Source organism: Vibrio sp. OPT18 (assembly GCF_015163615.1).
GTDB lineage: Bacteria > Pseudomonadota > Gammaproteobacteria > Enterobacterales > Vibrionaceae > Vibrio > Vibrio coralliirubri.
On the sequence record NZ_JADDYK010000048.1, the window covers coordinates 66,077 to 83,921 of the forward strand.

The 17,845-nt window shown below is 44.7% G+C and carries 17 protein-coding genes; 8 read left to right on the forward strand and 9 right to left on the reverse strand.

The genetic code is table 11. From position 1 onward, the window contains the following. The first annotated feature begins 178 nt into the window (after nt 1–178). Entirely contained in the window at nt 179–1,618 is a 1,440-nt protein-coding gene (nhaD, locus tag IQQ51_RS11250; protein ID WP_048610290.1) for a sodium:proton antiporter NhaD, read from the forward strand. Here nhaD and IQQ51_RS11255 read toward each other — a convergent pair. From IQQ51_RS11255 to IQQ51_RS11265, 3 genes are all read right to left on the reverse strand, one after another. Next, nucleotides 1,615–2,001, reverse strand: coding sequence for a hypothetical protein (locus IQQ51_RS11255; RefSeq protein ID WP_193841105.1), 387 nt, complete (start codon nt 1,999–2,001; stop codon nt 1,615–1,617). The two genes, nhaD and IQQ51_RS11255, sit on opposite strands and share 4 nt — an antisense overlap. Before the next feature lie 170 nt (nt 2,002–2,171). Next, nucleotides 2,172–2,654: a methylated-DNA--[protein]-cysteine S-methyltransferase gene (locus tag IQQ51_RS11260; RefSeq protein WP_048614083.1), complete on the reverse strand. Its 483-nt coding sequence runs from the start codon at nt 2,652–2,654 to the stop codon at nt 2,172–2,174. 25 nt (nt 2,655–2,679) lie between these two features. Further along, complete coding sequence (locus IQQ51_RS11265; protein ID WP_193841106.1) at nt 2,680–4,056, reverse strand: AlkA N-terminal domain-containing protein; 1,377 nt, start codon at nt 4,054–4,056, stop codon at nt 2,680–2,682. A gap of 236 nt (nt 4,057–4,292) precedes the next feature. Between IQQ51_RS11265 and IQQ51_RS11270 the strand changes: the two genes are divergently transcribed. Then, nucleotides 4,293–4,496, forward strand: a complete 204-nt coding sequence (locus IQQ51_RS11270; RefSeq protein ID WP_017061519.1) for a hypothetical protein — start codon at nt 4,293–4,295, stop codon at nt 4,494–4,496. A 183-nt stretch (nt 4,497–4,679) separates the two neighbouring features. On the opposite strand, the gene IQQ51_RS11275 is transcribed toward IQQ51_RS11270, so the two are convergent. Next, on the reverse strand, nt 4,680–5,570 hold the full coding sequence (locus IQQ51_RS11275) for a LysR family transcriptional regulator (RefSeq protein WP_029405267.1): 891 nt from the start codon (nt 5,568–5,570) through the stop codon (nt 4,680–4,682). Between the two features lie 154 nt (nt 5,571–5,724). On the opposite strand from IQQ51_RS11275, the gene IQQ51_RS11280 reads away from it, so the two are divergent. Both IQQ51_RS11280 and nagB read left to right on the forward strand, forming a co-directional pair. After that, a complete protein-coding gene (locus IQQ51_RS11280; RefSeq protein ID WP_019819999.1) occupies nt 5,725–6,078 on the forward strand; it encodes a DUF413 domain-containing protein in 354 nt (117 codons plus the stop codon). Between the two features lie 606 nt (nt 6,079–6,684). Continuing rightward, the gene (gene nagB / locus IQQ51_RS11285; RefSeq protein WP_019819998.1) at nt 6,685–7,485 is read left to right on the forward strand and encodes a glucosamine-6-phosphate deaminase; all 801 of its coding nucleotides are present in this window, start codon (nt 6,685–6,687) and stop codon (nt 7,483–7,485) included. Between the two features lie 259 nt (nt 7,486–7,744). Here the strand turns inward: nagB and IQQ51_RS11290 are convergent, their stop codons facing one another. The 3 genes from IQQ51_RS11290 to IQQ51_RS11300 form a co-directional block, all read right to left on the reverse strand. Then, nucleotides 7,745–8,281, reverse strand: a complete 537-nt coding sequence (locus IQQ51_RS11290; RefSeq protein ID WP_017065079.1) for an MltR family transcriptional regulator — start codon at nt 8,279–8,281, stop codon at nt 7,745–7,747. Between the two features lie 50 nt (nt 8,282–8,331). Further along, the gene (locus tag IQQ51_RS11295; RefSeq protein ID WP_009846102.1) at nt 8,332–9,480 is read right to left on the reverse strand and encodes a mannitol-1-phosphate 5-dehydrogenase; all 1,149 of its coding nucleotides are present in this window, start codon (nt 9,478–9,480) and stop codon (nt 8,332–8,334) included. Nucleotides 9,481–9,663: 183 nt separating this feature from the next. Then, complete coding sequence (locus IQQ51_RS11300) at nt 9,664–11,553, reverse strand: PTS mannitol transporter subunit IICBA (RefSeq protein WP_193841107.1); 1,890 nt, start codon at nt 11,551–11,553, stop codon at nt 9,664–9,666. Nucleotides 11,554–12,124: 571 nt separating this feature from the next. On the opposite strand from IQQ51_RS11300, the gene IQQ51_RS11305 reads away from it, so the two are divergent. Further along, nucleotides 12,125–12,991: a glycerol kinase gene (locus IQQ51_RS11305; RefSeq protein WP_193841108.1), complete on the forward strand. Its 867-nt coding sequence runs from the start codon at nt 12,125–12,127 to the stop codon at nt 12,989–12,991. 291 nt (nt 12,992–13,282) lie between these two features. Further along, on the forward strand, nt 13,283–13,939 hold the full coding sequence (locus IQQ51_RS11310; RefSeq protein ID WP_193841109.1) for an NAD(P)H-dependent oxidoreductase: 657 nt from the start codon (nt 13,283–13,285) through the stop codon (nt 13,937–13,939). A gap of 113 nt (nt 13,940–14,052) precedes the next feature. Here IQQ51_RS11310 and IQQ51_RS11315 read toward each other — a convergent pair whose 3' ends face one another. Then, entirely contained in the window at nt 14,053–14,472 is a 420-nt protein-coding gene (locus IQQ51_RS11315; RefSeq protein WP_193841110.1) for a hypothetical protein, read from the reverse strand. 251 nt (nt 14,473–14,723) lie between these two features. On the opposite strand from IQQ51_RS11315, the gene norV reads away from it, so the two are divergent. Both norV and norW read left to right on the forward strand, forming a co-directional pair. Further along, nucleotides 14,724–16,223 carry an anaerobic nitric oxide reductase flavorubredoxin gene (gene norV, locus IQQ51_RS11320; RefSeq protein ID WP_193841111.1) on the forward strand — a complete coding sequence of 500 codons (1,500 nt, stop codon included), beginning with the start codon at nt 14,724–14,726 and terminating at the stop codon, nt 16,221–16,223. 1 nt (nt 16,224) lies between these two features. After that, nucleotides 16,225–17,394 carry an NADH:flavorubredoxin reductase NorW gene (gene norW, locus IQQ51_RS11325; RefSeq protein ID WP_193841112.1) on the forward strand — a complete coding sequence of 390 codons (1,170 nt, stop codon included), beginning with the start codon at nt 16,225–16,227 and terminating at the stop codon, nt 17,392–17,394. 201 nt (nt 17,395–17,595) lie between these two features. Here norW and IQQ51_RS26975 read toward each other — a convergent pair. Continuing rightward, the coding region (locus IQQ51_RS26975; protein ID WP_322632750.1) for a sodium/glutamate symporter at nt 17,596–17,845 on the reverse strand (250 nt) is incomplete at its 5' end.

Sequence of the window (17,845 nt, forward strand, 5' to 3'; positions counted from 1 at the left end):
TAACTTAAGTGTGGAAGACAGTAATTTTGAGCATGCAAGACCGTATTTCGTTCACATCACAGTCTATTCCTTTCATTATAATCTATTGAATTATTAAGATATCTATCACACTGCACATGGTTATTTAGGTCTACGCTTTTACCCGTGTTAATAACTTATTAACTTCGGAGCGTAATCCATGTTAGGTATCCAGCTTTCTGCTGTTCTCTCTTTGTTACTCTTTTCTACGGTAGCAGGTGCTGCCACTTCTCAGTTGGGAGAACCACTCAAGCTCACCAACTCATTCGCTGGCTACCTATCCCTGACCATTTTCGTTATCGCCTACATCGTGGTGATGATGGAAGAGTACCTAAAGCTCCGAAAATCTAAGCCAGTGTTACTTGCAGCAGGCCTGATCTGGATAATCATTGGTTTTATCTACCAAGAACACAACCTTGTTGAAGTCGCTAAGCAAGCGCTCGAACACAACTTATTGGAATACGCTGAGCTCCTACTTTTCCTACTCGTCGCCATGACATACATCAGCGCCATGGAAGAGAGAAGACTGTTTGATGCGCTGCAAGCGTGGATGGTGGGCAAAGGCTTTAATTTCCGCTCTCTGTTCTGGCTAACCGGTATTCTGGCCTTCTTTATCTCACCTATCGCTGACAACCTCACCACAGCTCTATTGATGTGCGCCGTGGTTCTGAAAGTCGCAGGATCTAACCCTAAATTCGTTAACCTAGCCTGTGTAAACATCGTGATAGCCGCTAACGCTGGCGGCGCATTCAGCCCATTCGGTGACATTACAACGTTGATGGTGTGGCAGGCTGGCTATGTGAGCTTCAGTGAGTTCATCCCCTTGTTTATTCCTTCAGTGATGAATTACCTCGTCCCTGCAATGATCATGTCTTACTTTGTTCCCACAACCCAACCCGACACGGTGCATCAGCACGTTGAATTAAAACGCGGTGCAAGACGCATCGTGTTGTTGTTCATCATGACCATCGGCACTGCGGTTGCTTTCCATGCCGTACTCCACTTCCCTCCCGTGATGGGCATGATGATGGGACTGGCGTATCTACAGTTCTTTGGCTATTTCTTGCGTAAGACCTTGCCAAATTCTCTAGCGAAGAAAAAAGCGGTGGCGATTGCCAACAATGATGAGGGGGCATTGAAAAGGCTCGGTTCAGTCGTGCCCTTTGATGTATTTCGAAGAGTGTCGCATGCCGAATGGGACACCCTGCTGTTCTTCTACGGCGTGGTGATGTGTGTCGGTGGCTTGAGCCTGCTTGGTTACTTGGAGCTTGCCTCTGGCGTGATGTACAGCCAGTGGGATCCAATTTGGGCCAACATCATGGTGGGGATCTTATCTGCGATTGTCGATAACATTCCGGTGATGTTTGCGGTGTTATCGATGGAGCCTCAAATGTCGATGGGTAACTGGCTACTGATCACCTTAACCGCAGGCGTTGGCGGCAGCTTGTTATCTATTGGTAGTGCGGCAGGTGTGGCGTTAATGGGCGCGGCGCATGGTAAATACACCTTCTTTGGCCACTTGAAATGGATGCCAGTGATCATGATTGGCTATGCCGTCAGTATCGCGGCTCACCTATGGCTTAATGGTGGGCTTTTCTAATTCGAACTGTCTTTCAGAGGCTTCTCAACAAGTGTCCAGACGTTACTCAATTGTATCGCTGGGCATTGGTTGCAAGTTAACATCTCGCCCTGATGTTGAATGCGCATAACCAGTCTAGAGTCAGTTCGGCTGCTTCCAGAATTGAACTCAATGGTGATCAAGTCATCATCGACACGATAGGTTCGAGTCACGGAATTGTCCGTTGTTTGATAAGTCACTTGCCCAGATTCAAAAAGTAGATAACTGTCATTATCTGCGTTCTCATACATACCTTTGAACAGAGCAAGCTGTGGAACCTCGAAAGGTCGACTGGTATCAGTTAAACAACCGGTCAGCAATAATACAGAGCTGCAGCCAGATATTAGTAACGGGAATCTATTCATTTGGGCATCCTTGCCTAGAGAACATAGTCAAAGAATATGCAACCAAATCGATATTTTCCAGAAAGCGTTGATTTTAATGCAAAGTCACATTTTAAGAACCACTCGCCTTCACCATGAGTAATACGTGATCTTCAGTCAGCATCTCGACAGGCTCATTGCCAAATCGCTTTCTAGTCTTGCTCTCTTCCTTCTATCACCAATAAGCGCTGTTTACGTTCTACGCCACCTGCATACCCGGTCAGCTTGCCATTTTTACCAATCACACGGTGACACGGCACAATCACTGAAACCGGATTTTTGCCATTCGCCAAACCCACAGCACGAACGGCTTTCGGGTTGCCTATCGCATCAGCCAGTTGTGCATAGCTCCAAGTCTCTCCATAAGGAATGGTCGTCAGCGCCTGCCAAACCGACTGCTGAAATGGCGTGCCCTTGGCTGCGATCGGCACAGAAAATTGGATAGCTTCACCCGAGAAATAACGGTTAAGCTGCTCGATAGCCAATGCAAAGATTGGAAAGCTATCATCTTGAACACCTAACTGTTCCGGCTTGGTGGTATATGTTTCAAACCAAAGGCCGAGCAAGCCTTCATCGTTCGCCTGTAACGTCACGGTTCCCAATGGGCTCTCATAGTAAGTAAAACGGTTGTCCATGATATCTCCTAGCTTAGTATTCCGATTAAGACTGATTCCAACAGTGGAACGTGGCGTAACTACCCCAAGGCGAAACACTCTCCGGGTTGATGGCGGGGCGATGCTCAATAAACTTCTTCACCACCAAGTCACCAACCAACAAATGATTAGGTTCGCTTAACCCGCGAAGCAGTGCATATTGAATCGTCCAAGGCCCAATCCCTTTTAACTCAATCCATTTGGAAGGATGCTCAGCTTCATTGTCGACCATGTATTCGGCAAAACGCTTTAGGGTCTCTTTGCGGCTTCCCGGCATTCTCAAGAAGCTAACATCAGCGTCCGCTATCTGTTTTGGTGTTGGGAAGCTGGCTTTCTCATGTTCATCAGAAAGCTCTTTGACCAATAAGTTAAGTTGACCAATCGCCGCCGTTACCGAGACTTGCTGCCCGAGAATCGCTCTCACGCCTGCCTCCCAAGCACTCCACACGCCAGGAATACGGATGCCACTCTTAGCCACCAAATTAGGATCGATAGTCGTAAAAAACGTCTCGACCTTGGCAATATCGACATCAAGATCGAACATCCGGCGGATATTCGCAATCAAGCTTCTTAATTGGCTTATATCATCCAACTCAAATTCAATATCCAAGCGGTTTTCTTTGGCTAAAGTCGCCTTGAACCAACCCTTTGATCCGTTCACATTTACCGAACGCTGATAATAATCTTCACCAACGTCTTCTAAGCCCTCAATCATTCTTCGTCGATAGAAACCCAACAAGTGGTTCCAATCTAAGGGTCCATGAAAACCAAGCTGAATATGATTACTCAGAGTGTCACTTGGCTTGGCTCGCCTAATTTGGGTTGGCGAAAGCTGGAGCTCTTTTTGAAAGGCATCATTAAAACGGCGCGTACTATTGAAGCCGCTAGCAAAGCCGACATCCGTAATGCTCATACTGCTGGTGTGTAGCAACTGCTTGGCGAACATCAGTTGGCTGTACAGGCTATATTGCTTGGGTGACACACCGATGTAATTGTCGAATAAGGTTCGTAAATAACGATCGGAAATACCTAACCGCGTTGCAAGGTCGACGATAGATCCTGAATTCAGTGCGCCATTATCAATCAGCTGCATCGCACGCAAGAAAGTGGTTTCGACACCCTTCCAAGCCGGCGAAAAAGGCGCGCTGTCTGGTCGGCAACGTAAACAAGGACGATACCCCGCTTTCAATGCTTGAGCTTGATGGGAAAAATATTCGACGTTTTCTTCTTTGGGTGGTGTGGCTGGGCAAATCGGGCGACAAAAAATTCCTGTCGTTTTCACCGCTGTAAAAAACATCCCATCAAAGCGAACATCTCGTGCATATCGAGCCAAATGGCACTGTTCACTGGTTAAGGTGCTGTTGTTATTGATCTTTTTCGACATGCCGTACTCTTCCTATTTACCATAGCGTTTGATCCGATACCTAAAAGTTAACCGTGAACCACCATTGTCGCTAGCCACTTTCGGAAGTGAAGGTTAGATAAATCACAAAAAAGGGTTTTAATTTTATTCAATTCGACTAAATTTAACCTAGAGAAGGCATTCTTCTCACAACGTCAACGATCGGTACTTAGCACGCCAAGATGCAGAGACCTATCGAATATAAAAAGGAAAAGGCTATGGTTCTACACACATGTCGTATTGTTTTATCAAATCAACAGGTTCTCACCAGTCAATCAGTCGAGCAGTCTCTAAGCTTTCTTGAAGACAAAGCGGACAACGGGATTTCTATGATCGAGATTGACGCAACGGATGGCAATCAAATCCATTCGTACATGTCACACTCTCTTGAAGAGTCTATTGAGAATCTAATGAACCTATAGGGCTTTTAATAAAGGCTACACATACCAGGCTTAAACGATATTTATGGAATTAGAAACGATCTCTAGTTCCGAAAAGAAGTACATTTCTGGTTTAAAACAAAAATGGCTCCCAACTATACAATTAGTTGGGAGCCATTTTTTATTGAATCTAATCAACAAAGCCATTGCTTACCGCGAATGCCGTTACTCAGGCGCTTGTTCAGCAGCTTGCTGCAATGTGTAAGCCGTCGATGGGTCAATCTCGTTAACCAACTTCTCAACCTGCATGATCGCATCAACCGAAGTACTGCTTTTACGGTAGCTCAGATAAATTGGGCGATACCAGTCTTCAACCCCTTTCACCTTATGCAGCTGACCCGAATCGATAAAAGGTTCGACTAGAGACACCGGAAGATACGCACTGCCGCCTTTCTCTAAAATGAAATCGAGGGCGATACGGGCTGTAGAGGTGCGTAGATAAGGTGCTGGCACTTTAGGGTGACGTTCTGCGTGTTCAGAACCAAAACGCGTTCCCCAATCCACATACACATACTTATGTTGGAATACAGATTCCAGATCATCTTGCTGCGTTGATACCAACACCAAAACCAAGTCAGCGACTTTTTTACAGTTCAGCTCTTCCGCTTTGATCTGATCGAACGCGAAAGCCATATCTAAGGTTCGTTCTAACAAATTGCGGTTCAGTTGCTCGCGCCCCATCACCTCTGCCATAAAGCCGTAACCACCAAAAGAGTCGGTTACCACACTTAAACAGTTTTGTAGATACGCATCCCAAATATTCGGCGTGCCGCCCAGCGTTAACTGCAAGGCTTTACCACTCTCTAACGACAGCTCAAATTTGGCTTGTTGTAGGGTAGACACCATCACTTCGGCATAACCAATCAAACGTTCACCGGAAGATGTGAGTTTGATGTTATTGCGGTCACGAATGAAGAGCTGAGTATCAAAATAGCCTTCAAGCTGTTTGATCCGCGCACTCACCGCCGCTTGTGTTAAATACAAGTTTTCAGCTGCACGCCCAAAATGGCGCACCCTTGCAACCTCAAGAAAGGTTCTAAATACTTTCACATCCATCAAATACATCTCTGTAATAAATCTGCTAACTAGCCGATCTAGGATTGTTTATCGTAAAGGCAAAAACGTTTTGTTTCCTATTTTAGCCTTTTAACAATATTTTCGCGTGAGCAATAAACACTAATTTCTATCTAACCACATTACTGAGGCTGATATGTCTGAGACCGAATTCCGACACGGAAAAAAACGTTTTTATGACACCATTAAATTCCCGAGAGGGTTCGCTAAGTCGGGTGATTTTACTCTTTCAGAAGAGGAAATCCTAACCTTGTTTGGTGACACTATGCTTGCACTTGAAACTGGTGAACTAGCACCAATCAATGCAGAAGAAAAACACTTCATTAAAGTGTTGTCTCACCCTCATAAGGCAAAGTCCAAGTTAGAGCGTGTTTGGTTGAAGTACATTCAACTGGCTCGTGGACGCCGTCGCTTTCACACCCTAAACGGCTGCAAACGCGGCGAAGTGCCTAGGGAAGAATACGAAAGTGAGTTAGTGTTAGAAGATTAGTAAAATCGCTCAAAGTGATACCTCATCACTTTGGGCTTTTTTTTGCCTTCAAACACACATCTTCTTTGTAATTGATAAGTTTAGCCAACCTGTCCGTTTTTACCAATATTTACATACAATTCATAGCGATAGCGTGACTAAAACACGGCTCTCGTTCAATCTTATGGGTATTCATCCCACTGAGATTCATCGTTCTTCATCCTGTCCCTGTCTTTTATCACGATAGCGCTCCATTGCCATCATTATTTTTCTAGCTTCAACTATACGCTCAACGCTTGTCTATACGCCGAAACACGTTAATACACCAAAGTTCGTCAATGGCTCGAGCGACGCCATTATCGCAAAAGCGTATCAAAACCTAGAAGCACACCAACCCTTTCAGGTGCTGAATTAGATCGATATTGCTGTATATGACAAACGTATTAATCTTGTTTAACGCCACCAAATATCCATACAATAATTGTGCAATTTTGAGAGTTCCAGTCACAGATACGACGAAAAAAGCAAAAACTTGACCTAAAACAATAGCGGAACTGGATAACTTATTTTATAATGCGAATTAATGTTTCGGAACACTATAAAATTTTATTTCTAGGGGCAAAATCAATGAGACTTATTCCATTAAGCAACAAAGCAAAAGTAGGTAAATGGGCTGCTCGTCATATCGCAGATTCGATCAACAAATTCGCTCCAACTGCTGAGCGTCCATTTGTACTAGGTCTTCCTACTGGTAGCACACCTCTAACTACTTACGCTGAGCTAATTGAACTTTACAAAGCTGGCGAAGTAAGCTTCAAGCACGTTGTAACATTCAACATGGATGAGTACGTTGGTATCGAACCAAACCACCCAGAATCTTACCGCACATTCATGCACGAGAACTTCTTCAACCACGTTGATATCCAAGCAGAAAACATCAACCTGCTAGACGGCAAAGCTGAAGACATCGATGCTCACTGTGCGGCATACGAAGAGAAAATCCGTTCATACGGCAAAATCAACCTGTTCATGGGCGGCGTAGGCATCGACGGTCACATCGCATTCAACGAACCAGGTTCTTCGCTATCTTCACGCACTCGTATCAAAACGTTGACTGAAGACACTCGTATCGCGAACTCTCGTTTCTTCGATGGCGACATCAACCAAGTTCCTAAATACGCACTAACTATCGGTGTTGCGACTCTTCTAGATGCAGAAGAAGTGATGATCCTTTCTCTAGGCCACAACAAAGCTCAAGCGCTTCAAATGGCTATCGAAGGTTCTGTAAACCACATGTGGACTGTTACAGCTCTACAGATGCACCGTAAAGCTATCATCGTTGCTGATGAGCCAGCTCAACAAGAGCTAAAAGTTAAGACTCTACGCTACTTCCAAGAGCTAGAAGCTGAGAACATCCAAGACCTATAATCGATTGTCTTGAATAAAAAGGCTCTCTAAATAAACAGAGCGTCTTGAATAGAAAAAGCCACTGAATGTGGCTTTTTTTGTGCCTGTTGATTTTGTATTTAATGGGGAGAGGTATCGGATATTTTTAGAGGAACAAAAACAACAAAGCGATTTCTCCAACGAGAGAAACCGCCATCATTTTAAACTTTGTATTGAAACGAACCAACAGCTACAAGATATGTAGGATGTGAAACAAGATAAGCAGGGCTGCAAACTAGAGCTAAGAGCTCAACGCGTTATCTCGGCATAGGGTAGTGATAATGTCAGTGATAGCCAATACGATCGTCGACTTCACCTTTTGATTATGTCGCCCCAAGAACATTTCAAGCATTGGGCCAGACATCGTTTCCACCATCTCCGCGTCATATTCGATAGGCATAATACGCTGAATTGCGTGCACCTTGTTGAGCTCAAATATCACATCAACTTCTGTAAAGCTGGTGTCTTCACCCTGTATTTTCGCCCACTCTTTCAAGGTAACGAAAACCTCGAGATCGTCGTAGAGTTCTTTACTGATCACGCCAAGCCCGAGTAGCAACTTAGCACGAATCATGATCTCGCCTAACGGCCCACCACTGTTGAGAAGTGGTTCTACAACGAACTTAATTGCAGTGTCGTCTTTCTTAAAGATGTTTTTTAATACGGCATCTACCGTGTCGTCCAATGCATCGTAAGCAGCCATTAGGCAGGCGCCAGCACTCTCAGCTTCCGAAAGGGCTTCGAGTAATTCAGTTTCATGGCTTGTTTGTATTGGCATAACGGCTCGACAATAAGAAAGTGCCACTGGTGTGGCACTTTGATGGTTTATCATTTCAATGCTAGATAAGCTTCTTCCGCTAGTTTAACAACTTCTGAGTCACTATTCAGCTCAGAATAATGCGCTAATGTCTCAGCAAAGCCTTTTTCTGCGAACATTGCTTGAAGTTCAACCGCTTGAGGGTCGTCTTCGTTCTTGTAATGGAACGCAGCAGCGATTGCTTTTACTAGGTGAGCATTCGGTAGGCCGTACTCTAATGTACCGTTTAGAGGCTTAACTAGGCGGTCTTGCGGGCTCAGTTTACGAATTGGCTGACGACCAACGCGGTCTACTTCATCACGTAGGAACGGGTTAGCAAAACGACCTAGAATCTTTTGGATGTAGGCAGCGTGAGCTTCTGGATCAAAACCGTAACGCTTAATCAGAACCGCACCACTCTCTTCCATCGTTGCCGTTACTTCAGCGCGGATTACATCATCTTCGATAGAGTCTTTGATTGTCTCGTGACCTGCAAGCACACCAAGGTATGCCGTTACCAAGTGACCCGTGTTTAGCGTGAACAGTTTACGCTCAACGAAAGCCATTAGGTTGTCAGTGCATTCCATACCTGGGATGTTTGGAATCTCACCTTTGAATTGTGTTTGATCTACGATCCACTCGCTGAACGTTTCAACCGTTACCGCTAGAGGGTCTGTTTCGCCCGCTTCTGCCGGTGGAACAATACGGTCAACCGCTGAATCAACAAAGCCAATGTGCTCTTCAGTGAACGCTTTCATTTCATCAGAAAGGTGCTCTAACACGGCTGCTTTTAATTGGCTAGTACCGCGAACCATGTTCTCTGCCGCGATGATGTTCATTGGTGCTGTGTTGTTTGCTGCTGCACGCTTTTCAATGCCTTGAGCGATAGACTTAGAGATGATTTTAAGAACCGTAGGGCCCACTGCAGTCGTCACAAGATCAGACTCAGCAATGCAATCTACTACTGCGCTTGTCGCTGAGTTTACTGCTGTCACGTTCTTAACAACTTCGACAACACACTCTTCGCCAACAATCTTAACTGGGTATTCTTGGCGTTCAATTAACGCATTTACAACCGTTTCATTTACGTCAGCAAACGTAACCTTCATACCAGCATCAGAAAGAAGCTTACCAATGAAACCACGACCGATATTACCTGCACCAAAATGTAACGCTTTCATAATTTTGACCTTATAAATATTTGAATCTAGATAGCTAACTGCTCAACAACATGCCTTGACGATGTGCCCTAGGCATTAAGCAGTAAGCTATTCAGACTGAATCTTGTTAGAAAGATTAAGACCGAAAATGAGGCCAGTAGGGGGATACCGGCCTCCTTCACTCAGGAGCTTGACTAGAGCTTTTTAGTTTCCGTTGAGAATACGTAGAACATCAGCAGGGTTTGTTGTGTTCTGTAGGCATTCCACAGCTTCTTCATCATCGAGTGAATTGGTAATAGCCATCAGCACCATGTTGTGCTCATCGCCTTGTGCGGCAATACCGATAACCATCTTCGCGATATCATCTTCATCTTCGCCCCACTGAATTCCTTCAGGATACTGACAGAAAACGATGCCGGTTTTTTGTACGTACTGTTTCGCTTCGATTGTGCCGTGTGGTACTGCGATAGACTCACCTAGGTAAGTAGACACAAGCTCTTCACGAGCAAACATGCCATCTACGTATTCTGGTGATACGTTGCCAAGTTTTACTAATTGTTCGCCAGCAAACTTGATTGCGTCTTCTTTTTGAGTCGCTTTAAGGCCAAGGAAGATGCTGTCGTCAGTGAGTGCAAGCTTGTTGCCTTCTTGCGCTGGAGCTGCTGCAGCCGGAGCTTCTACTTTCGCTTCACCACTTTGAGCATCGGCAAGTTCTGCAACTAGTTGGTCGTATACGCCGCCGTCTAGGAAGTTGCTTAGAGACATATGCATCGCACCTGGCACAGTGCTACGAGCACGGTCTGTTAGGTCTTTATGCGTAATAACGATTTGCGAATCAGCCGGTAGGTTGTTGATTGCGTAGTTGGTCACTTCAATGTCTAGGCCAGCTGTTGCTACTTTCTTACGTAGTAGACCTGCACCCATTGCACTTGAACCCATACCCGCATCACACGCTACATAAACTGCTTTTACATCCGCTAGGTTTACGTTTGCTTCTGCTGCTGCACCTTTAGAAGACGCTTTCATGTCTTTCATTTGTGCAGAAGCTTTCTCTAGTGAATCTTCCTCATCATCTTGCGCTGATGTTTTAAGAAGGATTGACGCTACAACAAACGATACTGCCGTTGCTGCGATAACCGATAGAATCACGCCGATGTAAGAGCCTTTTGGCGTCATCAGTAAGACTGCGAAGATAGAACCTGGAGATGCTGGAGAGATAAGGCCAGAATCGAACATTACGTTAGTGAATACACCCGCCATACCACCTGCGATTACCGCAAGAATTAGACGTGGGTTCATTAGAACGTAAGGGAAGTAAATTTCGTGGATACCACCTAGGAAGTGGATGATAGATGCACCAGCAGCAGATTGCTTCGCGCTACCTTTACCAAACACCATGTAAGCAAGTAGAAGACCAAAACCAGGACCTGGGTTTGCTTCGATTAGGAAGAAGATAGAACGACCCATCTCTTCAGATTGCTGAATACCTAGTGGAGAGAAGATACCGTGGTTGATTGCGTTATTTAGGAATAGGATTTTCGCAGGTTCAACAAAGATAGATGCTAGAGGTAGTGCACCCGCTTCTACCATTGCGTTTACGCCAGCCGCAAGTCCGCCAGACAGAATCTTAACCGCAGGACCAATCACGATGAACGCGATGATCGCACAGATCATGCCGATGATACCCGCAGAGAAGTTGTTCACTAGCATTTCGAAACCACTCTTCACTTTACCGTGAACAGCTTCATCGAATTTCTTAATTGCGATACCACCTAGTGGACCTACAATCATTGCACCCATGAACATTGGGATATCAGTACCAACGATAACACCCATTGTTGTGATAGCGCCCACTACCGCACCGCGGTCACCACCAACCATTTTACCACCGGTGTAACCAATCAATAGTGGCAGTAGGTATGTAATCATAGGACCAACCATTGATGCTAACGTTTCGTTAGGCCACCAACCCGTTGGGATGAATAGTGCAGTAATGAAACCCCACGCAATAAATGCGCCGATGTTTGGCATTACCATATTGGATAAGAAACGACCAAAGTTTTGAACCTTAATCTTTGCTTCTGGTGATAACATAGGTAGAACCCCGTAATGTATTGGTTGGTCAAATGACCGAAAGTGTGTACTCAAAAGTCGATTAAAATGTATCACAACATTTCCAAAATGCACCTTAGCCCAACTTTCGTGATAGCCATCACACACGAAAAACACTTTCGGGTTAACAAGCACACCTTAGATCACAAAAACACCATGAATTTAAATTACAAAGCCAAATTAATGAGAATGGATATCATTGACACGCGATCAAGATCACATTTTATTTTGTAATACTTAAAAATAAATAGTGATTAAAATCACACTTAATAAAATACAGCATCTAAGATCTATATAAACCGTATAAAAGAACATCGTGTCACGTATATAAAATATGCACCTAGATGAGCAAAATCGCTATACCTGTAATTTAATTACAGATCGAGCTACATTTTGCTAAACATACAAAACGAGACCTAACGCTCTACTAAAAACATAGACCACTGGACTGCAGTTAGCATTGATAGATGTGATATGGTATTTACCAACGCTATCGCATCATATATATCTCCAACACCCATCAGCTGATCACTCCGCTATTTGAGAAAAGACTATGTCAGACAAAATTTCCACATCCGCACTCGCTAAACAAAAAGGCATAGAAGCTAAAGCTTTATTTAGCGATCTAAAAACAGCGGGCTATATAGTGCGTTCACAAGAACGTTGGATTCTCACAGAACGGGGAGAAAGCTTTGGTGGGGAATATGTCGAACACAAGAAGTTTGGTGTCTTTATTGTCTGGCCAGAGAAACTGCTTATCGATTTGGACTCATTCTCAGGGAAAACACTCACCGCCACCCAGCTTGGTAGTGCCTTTCAACTCAGCGCAAAGAAAATCAACTTACTGCTCAACGAGCTTGGTTGGATAACAAAAGAAGAAGACGGTTGGCATGTCACCTCTACAGGCTTAAAAGCCGGAGGTGAACAAAGAGAAGACAAAGCGACTCAAAACTTATTCGTGGTATGGCACGACTCACTGGTTCGCAATAAACGTTTGAAGCAGTCTGTTGTTGAATTCCTAGGGCATGATGCTGAAAGCCACTCGACCGATGTGTCATTCTCCAGTTTTCGTCAGAAATTTGAGGCGAAGCACCGAAGCTTAGATGGGCATTATGTTCGTTCAAAGGGAGAGCTGATCATCGATAACTGGCTTTATATGGCAGGAGTGGTTCATGCGTACGAGCGTCCGCTGCCAATATCAAAAGAAGTGATCAGCGATTTTTATCTACCAAGTGGCAAAGTGTACATCCAGTTCTGGGGAACCGATTCTGCGCCAATCGCCGAAGATAAACGTGAAGCGACGAGAAAAATCTATGAAGAGCATGGTTTTGGTTTAATAGAAATCACGCCAGAAGATATCCCCAACCTAGACAACGTGCTTCCGCCATTATTGCGCCAATATGGTATCAAAGCGTACTAAGCTACTGAATCTAGAGATTCCACCTCCATTAAGATCACACTTATTGAATCATTATGGACATTATTAACCATAGTGATTTGATATGTTCGCTATTTTTCCCGAGTCATTCTTCTATTATCTTACACCCATCGACTTGAGCTACCGCAGATACTCGATTTATTGGGGCATGTTCGATAACTATTTAGACGTTCAATCTATTGAGATTCGTTTAAATTGGTTATCCGTTTATTGTTGACGTGACTGAACATAAAACCCTACAACATTTATTATTGATAGATATTAGGATTCAACATGACTCATCCAATCATTACTGATCTAAACACTCGTTACACAGCTAAAAAATACGATGCAGAAAAACGCATCTCTGCGGAAGACATGGAAGTAATCAAAGAAGCACTTCGCTTGTCAGCTTCTTCTATCAACTCTCAGCCTTGGAAATTCATCATCATTGAGAGTGACGCAGCAAAACAACGCTTCCACAATACTTTCGAAAACATGTTCCAGTTTAACCAACCACATGCGAAAGAAGCGTCACACACGATCCTGTTTGCTCACGATCCTAAGTACACTAAAGAGAAATTCGCGAAGCGTGCTGATACAGAAGTAAGCTCTGGTCACCTACCAGCTGAAATGTACGAGCAGTTCTTAGGTGCTTACGCATTCGCAGAAATGAACACAGACGAAACAGGTTTCAACGGTAACTGGACTAAGTCTCAAGTTTACATCGCACTAGGTAACACGCTGCACACACTCGCTCGTCTAGGTATCGCTTCAACGCCTATGGAAGGTGTAGACGCAGCTATGATCAGCGAAGAGTTTGCTGAGGAACTAGAAGGTCACATTGTTGATGTAGCACTGGCTATCGGCTACCACAAAGACGGCGAAGACTACAACTACGGCAAACCAAAAGCGCGCCTAGCTCTTGATGAAGTCGTGACTACGCTATAACAGACACTGATCTGTAATAGCTGACACAAACAAATCGCACTGCTTTATTTGGCCAGACGCTCGTCTGGCCTTTTTTGTATCTGAAGCCGACCACCAACCTAACCTATCAACAACTAAAAATTTACCGCGAGACCCACGTACACATTATCGTTGTACTCAAAGTCCTCACTTATTTCTTTATAACCCGTCTTAAATGTCATCGCACCTCGCGTGTAACCAAGCTCTGCTCCATACACAAAAGCCGTATCAATATCATCATTGAAGTAATGAACACCACCAATTGGCGCGAAGTAAAAATTGCCATATGGGAACTGTGGTTTGATATTCACACCAAACGAATGCACGTCATCACTGTACTTTGCGTATTCAAGCTCGTAGCCAAAATCAAGCTCAGCACTTGCGGGAAAGTAGAAGCCATATTGAAAGGCGTATTTTGAGTCATTCGTGAGAAAGTCACCACCTAGATATACCGTTGACTCAGCAAAAACCATGCTTGGCAATAAAGCAGCGAAGGTAAGTAATTTCTTCAACATTTCTTTTCCTATTCAGACATTATTTAAACAAGCTGAAACTATCATGCTGTTCAGATACAGACTGTAAGAGGCTGTAAGTACCACAATGTCTAATTGACACTAATGATTCATTTTAATTACAAAAACAAACATGTCATTTAGACTCAAAACTAAGCTCGAAAATCAAACAAACACAACCAAAACAACAATTTAAAAACATGGCACGACTAGTGCAATGAGAGCCTTAGATATTTCAATAAGGTATTATCATTATGACTATTCACGTTAAATCAAATGTTCATTGGGTCGGTGTCCACGATTGGGAAACCGAGCACTTCCACGGTAAGGAATACCACATGAACAAAGGTACGAGTTATAACTCGTACCTGATCCGTGAAGAGAAGACAGTGCTTGTCGATACTGTCGATCATCGCTTTACTGAGCAATTCCTTGCAAACCTAGAGATGGAAATCGATATCAATGAGATCGACTACATCATTTGCCAGCACGCTGAAGAAGACCACTCAGGCGCTCTCTCTGCGCTGCTTGCTAAAATTCCCAACACGCCGGTTTATTGTACTGAAGCTGGAGTGACCTCCATTGTTGGTCACCACCACCAACCAGACTGGAATTTCAGAACCGTCAAAACCGGTGACACCCTTGATGTCGGTAACGGAAAGCAACTTATCTTCGTAGAGATGAAAATGCTGCACTGGCCAGATTCAATGGCGACTTACTTAACCGGTGATGAAGTCCTGTTTAGTAACGACGCTTTCGGCCAACACTACTGCGACGAAAACCTATTCAATGACCAGCTAGACCAAGTTGAACTGCATGAACAGTGTCTGCGTTACTTCTCGAACATCCTGACACCGTTTGCGCCGCTGGTTAAAGCAAAGATTGAAGAAGTACTGAGCTTAGGCGTGCCGATCGATGTCATTGCTACTTCTCACGGCTGTATTTGGCGTGACAATGCGACTCAAATCGTTGAACAATATTACGAGTGGTCGAAAGCCTACAATGAAGATCGCATCACGATTGTCTACGACACCATGTCCAACAACACTCGCATGATGGCTGATGCTATCGCTAAGGGTATCCGTAAAGGCAGCCCAGAAACGGCAATCAAGGTGTTCAATATTTCTAAGCACGACAAGAATGACATCCTTGCCAATGTCTTCCGCTCGAAGGGTGTACTTGTTGGCTCATCGACCATGAACAACGTGATGATGCCGCAAATCGCCGCGCTACTTGAAGAAATACACGGCCTGCGCTTTGCAGGAAAAAGAGCCGCAGCATTTGGATCTTCAGGCTGGACTGGCGGCGCAGTAAAACGCATCGATGCTCGCTTACGTGAAGCCAACTTCGAAGTGAGCGCACCTCAGCACATCCACTGGAAACCAGATACAGACGCACTTCGTCAATGTATTGATTACGGGATGACACTGGCCGAGGTTTGGCGCACCGATGCGGACGAGGTTAGTGAGCCTAAGCAAGTTGAGCGCAACGTTCAACGTATTGAATCAGCACCGACAAGCACCCCAACAGAGCTAAAAGACACGGCAGAGCAGAAGCCAGAAGAAGCGCAAGATAAGCCTGTACATAGCGCAGACTGCACTTGCTGGCGCTGTACTGTGTGTGAATGGGTGTACGACCCACAATTGGGTGAACCCTACCAAGGCGTTGAACCAGGAACACCATGGGCACAAGTGCCGGATGATTTCCTTTGCCCAGAATGCCATTTAGGCAAAGAAGTGTTTGTGGAGAAGTAACATGTCGAACATTGTGATTGTGGGCGGTGGTTTCGCCGCCCTACAAACCATAAAGATGGTACGTAAAATTGACCAAGATGTCGCGATTACCATGATCACGGCAGATGCAGGGGTTGAGTACAGTAAACCGAATCTTTCACACGCATTCAGCCAGGCTCAAACACCACAGTCGTTAGCCGTTAATAACGCTCAGCAATTGGCTGAGCAGTACAACGTGGTCATCAAAACCAAAGCTTTCGTCAGTGAAATCGATACCAAGCAGCAGTGTGTTCATGTTGACGGGCAAATCATCCACTATTCGAAGTTGGTATTAGCGACTGGCGCAACGCCCTTCATACCACCAGCGGAAGGGTTAAAACGCAGCGCGACCATTACTCTCAATAGCTTGGAAGAGTTCGAGAAACACAAGGCTCAGGTTGATGACGCACAACGCATCACTGTGATTGGTGGAGGCTTGATTGGGGTCGAGCTTGCATTCGACCTTCAAACTGCGGGCAAAGATGTCACGATTATCGAACCCGCAAGTTATCTATTGAACAGCCTTGTGCCGCCTTTCGTTTCACTTGAGTTGGAAAGGGAGCTGGCAAAAGCAGGGGTTACCGTCGAAACCGACTCTGCGATTTGTCGAGCGACTTACCTTCATGATGGAGTCAGGCTGCAAACTACCGCCTCTCGATTAATACGAGCAGATATCGTGATTGCCGCAGCAGGATTAAGGCCAAATACGACTTTAGCCACGCAAGCGGGAATAGACATCAACAGAGGCATTGTGGTCGATGACACCCTGAAAACCAGCGCCAACAATGTGTATGCGATTGGTGATTGCGCTGAAATTGAAGGTCGTGTGATGGCTTATCTTCAGCCAGCAATCTTGTCGGCAAACGTGTTGGCGAAGCAGCTGACTATGGATACAGGAGAGGTCAAAGTGGGTGAAGTAAAGCTCAGCTTGCCTCATATGATCACCAAGGTGAAAACACCGAGTTACCCGATTCAGCTGGCAGGGCGCGATATTCACACAGCTCAGAGCTGGGAAACTCGATTCGATCCTAAAGGCATTGTCACCAAAGGCTTCAATGAAGATAACCAGTTGGTTGGATTCATTGTCACAGGAGAGCACATCAAGGCTGCATTTCCTTTACTAAAGGAGTTGCAAATCAGTTCACCATCATAAGTACAGAGGTGTAAAAGCAGTCGACTCATTACATAGTTCGGCTGTATTCAACACAAAAATGCACATCAAATTCGGGAAAATTTGATGCTTATACTAGAGCAACTCGAGTATAAGCAAGCAATAAAAAAGCCAGTCAACAGACTGGCTTTCTTGTATTCATCTTAGTGCGATGAGCTTATCGCACTTAAGCAAAGGCGGACATTAACCAATAAACGAGATGTAACCTTGAAGGATAATCAGGTTAACGATATCGATAAAGAAGGCACCAACAATTGGCACAACCATGAAGGCTTGTGGCGATGGACCGTATCGATTCACCAAAGAGCCCATGTTCATTACCGCTGTTGGTGTTGCACCTAGGCCGAAACCACAGTGACCACCCGCCATAACCGCTGCGTCGTAGTTAGAACCCATTACTTTGAACGTCACAAAGTAAGAGAAGATACCTAAC